The organism is Reinekea blandensis MED297 (assembly GCF_000153185.1).
Taxonomy (GTDB): Bacteria; Pseudomonadota; Gammaproteobacteria; order Pseudomonadales; family Natronospirillaceae; genus Reinekea; species Reinekea blandensis.
Genome location: NZ_CH724154.1, coordinates 292,352 through 298,351 on the forward strand (window position 1 = coordinate 292,352; position 6,000 = coordinate 298,351).

At 54.2% G+C, this 6,000-nt stretch carries 6 protein-coding genes; all 6 read left to right on the top strand.

Annotated features, from left to right (window positions below; all coding sequences use genetic code 11):
* The first annotated feature begins 12 nt into the window (after positions 1–12).
* The 6 genes from hslV to MED297_RS22195 all read left to right on the top strand — a co-directional run bounded on the left by hslV (position 13) and on the right by MED297_RS22195 (position 5,993).
* Entirely contained in the window at positions 13–531 is a 519-nt protein-coding gene (gene hslV, locus MED297_RS18995; protein ID WP_008047860.1) for an ATP-dependent protease subunit HslV, read from the top strand.
* Positions 532–559: 28 nt separating this feature from the next.
* Positions 560–1,882 (top strand): ATP-dependent protease ATPase subunit HslU, encoded by a 1,323-nt coding sequence (gene hslU / locus MED297_RS19000; RefSeq protein ID WP_008047862.1) that lies wholly within the window; start codon positions 560–562, stop codon positions 1,880–1,882.
* Positions 1,883–2,032: 150 nt separating this feature from the next.
* Positions 2,033–3,568, top strand: a complete 1,536-nt coding sequence (locus MED297_RS19005; protein ID WP_008047863.1) for an HD domain-containing phosphohydrolase — start codon at positions 2,033–2,035, stop codon at positions 3,566–3,568.
* Between the two features lie 56 nt (positions 3,569–3,624).
* Complete coding sequence (locus MED297_RS19010; RefSeq protein ID WP_008047865.1) at positions 3,625–4,002, top strand: gamma-butyrobetaine hydroxylase family protein; 378 nt, start codon at positions 3,625–3,627, stop codon at positions 4,000–4,002.
* Positions 4,003–4,019: 17 nt separating this feature from the next.
* Positions 4,020–5,483, top strand: coding sequence for a 4-hydroxy-3-polyprenylbenzoate decarboxylase (ubiD, locus tag MED297_RS19015; protein WP_008047879.1), 1,464 nt, complete (start codon positions 4,020–4,022; stop codon positions 5,481–5,483).
* 141 nt (positions 5,484–5,624) lie between these two features.
* Positions 5,625–5,993 carry a hypothetical protein gene (locus MED297_RS22195; RefSeq protein WP_008047882.1) on the top strand — a complete coding sequence of 123 codons (369 nt, stop codon included), beginning with the start codon at positions 5,625–5,627 and terminating at the stop codon, positions 5,991–5,993.
* Positions 5,994–6,000: the final 7 nt, after the last annotated feature.

The following is a 6,000-nucleotide window of genomic DNA, read 5'->3' on the forward strand; positions in this document are numbered from 1 at the left end:
GGAAGAATTACTATGACCACCATTGTTGCGGTTCGCCGCGATGACCAGGTCGTCGTTGCCGGCGACGGTCAGGTTTCGCTTGGAAACACCGTCATGAAGGGCAACGCCCGAAAAGTACGTCGTCTTTACCATAATAAAGTCATTGCCGGGTTCGCCGGCGGTACCGCCGACGCCTTTACCCTGTTTGAGAAGTTTGAATCTCACCTGCAGCAACACAGCGGACACCTGACCCGCGCGGCTGTAGAACTGGCAAAAGAATGGCGCAGCGACCGAGCCTTGCGACGTCTCGAAGCCATGTTGATTGTGGCCGATGCTGAGGCATCCCTGCTGATTTCAGGGACCGGTGATGTCGTCGAACCCGAACACGGCGTCGTCGCCATTGGCTCCGGTGGCAACTACGCCCTCGCCGCTGCTCGCGCCCTGTTTGATAACACCGAACTGGACGCCAAAACCATCGCCGAAAAATCATTGGATCTGGCCGCCGACATCTGCGTATACACTAACCACAACACCGTGATTGAAGCGCTCTGAAACCGGCTGAACAACTACTGAGGTATCTATGTCGACCATGACCCCACGTGAAATTGTTCACGAACTGGATAAACACATCATCGGCCAGGACGAAGCCAAACGCTCCGTCGCCATTGCCCTGCGCAACCGCTGGAGACGGATGCAGGTTGAAGAACAGATGCGCGATGAAATCACCCCGAAAAACATTTTAATGATCGGTCCGACCGGCGTCGGTAAAACCGAAATCGCCCGTCGCTTGGCAAAACTTGCCAATGCTCCGTTCATCAAAGTGGAAGCCACCAAGTTCACCGAAGTGGGCTATGTCGGACGGGACGTAGAATCGATTGTTCGTGATCTGGCTGAAACCGGTATAAAGCTGTTCCGAGAACAGGAAATGCATGCGGTTCGTCCACGCGCAGAAGATGCCGCCGAAGACCGTATTCTCGACATTCTGTTGCCACAGGCTCGTGGCGAGGACAACACCGACAACCAGGACTCCAGTACCCGTCAGATTTTCCGTAAAAAGCTGCGTCAGGGCGAGTTGGACGACAAAGAGATTGAAGTCGATATCGCCGAGACCAGCGTCGGTGTGGAAATCATGGCACCGCCTGGGATGGAAGAAATGACCAGCCAGCTGCAGAACATGTTTTCCAACATGGGCGGGCAAAAGAAAAAAACGCGTAAGCTGAAAATCAAGGAAGCCTTGAAAGCGCTGACTGATGAAGAAGCCGCGCACATGATCAACGAAGACGAGTTGAAGCAGCGAGCCATTCAGGCCGTGGAACAGAACGGCATTGTCTTCATTGATGAAATTGACAAGATTGCCAAAAACGACAATCGCGGTGGCGGTGATGTCAGCCGTGAAGGTGTGCAACGTGATCTGCTGCCACTCATTGAAGGCAGCACCATCAACACCAAATACGGCATGATCAAAACGGACCACATACTGTTCATCGGCAGCGGGGCGTTCCACTTCTCCAAGCCGAGCGATCTGATTCCGGAACTGCAGGGCCGGTTGCCGATTCGGGTTAACCTGAATGCATTGACGCCAGACGACTTCAAACGCATTCTGACCGAGCCGAATCACAGTATCACTGAGCAGTATAAAGCGCTGATGCGATCGGAAGACCTTGACGTTACCTTCACCGAGGACGCCATCGACGCCCTGGCGAAAACGGCCTATCAAGTCAACGAAAGCACAGAAAACATCGGAGCCCGTCGACTGCACACTATTATGGAGCGGTTGTTCGAAAACATCTCCTACACAGCCAGTGAGCGCTCCGGAGAAACCCAGGTGATTGATGCACAGTATGTGCAGGACACGCTTGGAGAACTGGCGCAAAACGAAGATCTGAGTCGCTTTATTCTGTAACCCCTCCCCATCGCCAGTCCGATGCAATCGGGCTGGCGACCTTCATATATTCCTGCCGTCGAACGGATTTCATACGCAGGGGCCGTCTTTACACTGGCAATCATGGCGGACTGTGCCATAGTAAAGTCAGGCTTATGAGATAAAAAACGAATGAGCGATTTTCTGTTCAGCGAAGAACCGGAAGGTCATTCTGATCAAAATGACAACCGAACGCCATGGCATATTTTAGTCGTTGATGATGAACCCAGCGTCCACGATATAACCCGGCTGGCCCTGTCCCGGCTGGAGGTCTTTGATCAGCCTGTCGAACTGCATTCTGCCTATTCCGGTGCACAGGCACGAGAGCTGCTGCAATCCAGTCCCGTCGATTTTTGCATGGCCTTTATTGATGTGGTCATGGAAACCCAGCATTCCGGACTGGAGCTGGTCGATTGGATCCGCAACGAGCTGCAAAATACGGCCATTCGGCTGATACTCCGCACCGGACAAGCGGGCACGGCCCCTGAATCCGAAGTCATCCGCCGTTACGACATCAATGACTATCGCGCTAAAACCGACCTGACCGCCCAGAGTCTGGCGACCTGTGTATTCAACGCAGTCCGGGGCTATCGGGACATCACCACCATCTCGCATAACCTTAACGCCTTCCGCAAACTGATAGACACGTCGGCCAATTTGTTGAAAGAAGACAACCTGAACACCCTGGCATCGACAGCCTTAAACGGTCTGCTGGACATACTCAACCTCGAACATTCCGCCCTGTACATCACCCGTCGCCAACAGAGCTTTCTGTCGGATACCGATGAAAAAGTCATCACCTGTCGCGGACGGTTGTCCGAGTCCGAAGAAACCAGCTTCGATCAGCTGCCGCAGGCGGTTCGCGACCTCATTGAAAAAGCTTACGCCACTGGGACAACCCAGTTAACCGAAACCGAATTTGCCGGCTACTTTTCAACCAGCCGGGATTCCGGTTCTGTTTTTTATGTCGCGTTCGAAAAAGATTCCGACCTTTTCAGGACAAACATCGTCGAAGTCTTTGCAACGCAGGCGGTGTTGATTTTTGAAAACCTGTCCCGGCAACTGCAGCTGGAAAACAGCCAAAAAGAACTGATGTATATCGTGGGCGACGCGGTTGAAGCCCGATCACTTGAGACGGGCAGTCATGTTAAACGGGTGGCGCTGTTTTGTGAGTTTTTCGCGCAAAAACTGAATCAGTCCGACGCTTATATTTCGGCGTTAAAGATTGCAGCGCCCTTACACGACATCGGCAAAATCGCCATTCCTGAGTCGATTTTACACAAACCGGGACGCCTTACAGAGCCTGAATGGGAAATCATGAAAACCCACGCGGCCGCCGGCGGCACTATCCTCGAGCGTTCTAATCTGCCCATCGCCCGGCTCGGTGCAAGGCTTGCTCGCTGGCATCATGAAAACTGGGACGGCAGTGGCTATCCGGACGGGTTGAAAGGTGAAGACATACCGTTGGAAGCCCGTATCATGGCGATCGCCGATGTCTTTGATGCCCTGGGTGCAAAACGCAGTTATAAAAAAGCCTGGCCCGATGATCAGATCATTGCACTTATCAAAGAAGAACGTGGGAAAAAGTTCGACCCCGCCCTCGTTGATCTGCTGCTCCAACACTTCGATGAACTGGTCGAACTGCGCCAGCAGTTTCCCGACGGCTGACGAGGCGACGCCCGATCTGCTATGATCCAAGATCCGTTCCCAGCGTATCATTGATCATGCAAACGCCCACGCACATCCACTACGACCGAGCCAACGCCCAACTGACCATTACCTGGCCAGACCAGACCGAACATGTCCTGAGTGCCGAGTTTTTGCGCGTGCATTCGCCATCGGCTGAAGTGCGTGGTCATGGCGTCGGGCAGGAAGTGCTGCAGTTCGGCAAAAAAGATGTCGGGATCAGCGGCCTGGAAAACGCTGGCCGATACGCCCTGAAAATCATCTTCGACGACGGCCATGACAGCGGTTTGTTCGATTGGAACTACTTACGATCGCTGGGTGACAACCAAACACACCTGTGGAAGACCTATATGGATAAACTGGACGCGGCGGGCCAATCCCGCGAGCCTCAGTTTATCGCCATTAAACAGCTATAAACCGCATCGGATATTGAATGAAATACACTGATTTGCGTGATTTCCTGTCCGGCCTCGAGCGCGCCGGTGAACTTAAACGCATCAAGCAGCCCGTCAGCCCGGTGCTGGAGATGACTGACCTCTGTGATCAGGTACTGCGAAAACAGGGACCCGCCCTGCTGTTCGAAAACCCAACCGGCTACGACATGCCCGTGCTCGGCAACCTGTTCGGAACCCCGGAGCGAGTCGCCATGGGCATGGGCGCCAGCTCCGTCGACGAACTTCGTGAAATCGGTAAGTTGCTGGCGTACCTGAAAGAGCCCGATCCACCAAAGGGATTAAAAGACGCCTGGGACAAAGCACCGCTGCTGAAAAAAGTACTCAGCATGGCTCCAAAAACCCGACGCAACGCGCCTTGCCAGGAAGAGGTATTTGAAGGCCCGGATGTCGATCTCGGTAAGTTGCCGGTCTGGACCTGCTGGCCCGAAGACGCCGCACCGCTGGTCACCTGGCCGCTGGTGATCACCCAAGGTCCGGATGGTGGGCGAACCAACCTCGGCATCTATCGTCAGCAGGTCATCGGTAAAAACAAACTGATCATGCGCTGGCTGTCTCATCGCGGTGGCGCCCTGGATTTTCAGGCTTGGCAGAAGAAGCACCCTGGCAAACCCTTCCCGGTGGCCGTCGCCTTAGGTGCCGATCCGGCCACCATTCTCGGTGCGGTCACTCCGGTTCCGGACACCCTGTCTGAGTATGCCTTTGCCGGCCTGCTGCGTGACAGTCGCACCGAACTGGTCAAATGCCGCACGCACGATCTCATGGTGCCCGCCAGTGCTGAAATCATTCTCGAAGGCTATTTATACCCTGGCGAGACGGCACCGGAAGGGCCTTACGGCGATCACACCGGTTACTACAATGAGGTCGATGACTTCCCGGTGTTTACCGTCGAATGTATCACGCAACGGTCCAACCCGATTTATCACAGCACCTACACCGGACGACCACCGGATGAACCGGCTGTCCTCGGTGTGGCCCTGAATGAAGTTTTTGTCCCGATTCTGCAGAAGCAGTTCCCGGAAATCGTCGACTTTTATCTGCCACCTGAGGGCTGCTCGTACCGGGTCGCCGTGGTCAGTATGAAAAAACAATACGCCGGCCACGCCAAACGGGTCATGATGGGAACCTGGTCATTCCTACGCCAGTTCATGTACACAAAGTTTGTCATTGTCGTCGATGATGATGTCAACGCGCGTGACTGGCAGGACGTCATCTGGGCCATGACCACCCGCATGGACCCTGCCCGCGATACCACCTTGATTGAAAACACGCCCATCGATTATCTGGATTTCGCCAGCCCGGTCTCCGGCCTTGGCTCCAAAATGGGTATGGACGCAACCAACAAATGGCCCGGTGAGACCGATCGGGAATGGGGGCGCCCGATTGTTCGGGATGCCGAAGTGCATACCCGGATGCGTGCCCTGCTGGACGAACTCAACCTGTAAACCTTTCTGCACTGCCGTGGCGGAACCCATTGCTCCGCCACGGCAAACAAATCTCCCGACAAATTGACTTCAGTGCTTGGAATTTATCTCGTCTTCGTTATAATTCCTGACCAATTGGTCAACCACGAGAACACTGTTCCGATGCCTATCATAGAACTCTACGGATACTTTGGCTCAAGCCTTATTGCTGTTTCACTGATGATGTCGAACATCATACCGCTGCGCTGGATTAACCTGGTGGGTGCCGGGATGTTCGCCTCCTACGGTGTCATTATTCAGGCTTGGCCGGTCGCCGCGCTGAACGGCTTCATTGTATTAATTGACATCTACCATCTGATTAAAATTTATCGTCAGTCGGTCGATGAGCACGTCACCCGCCTGCCGGTCGACAGCCCTTACGTCACCGATGTCTTGGTTCGCAAGTGGCCACAATTGGCCGAAGTCGCCAATGACAGTGAACTGGAAGTGACTTTCCGCGAACAGGAACCTTTCCGCTTTCAGGTGGTCTGAGATCACA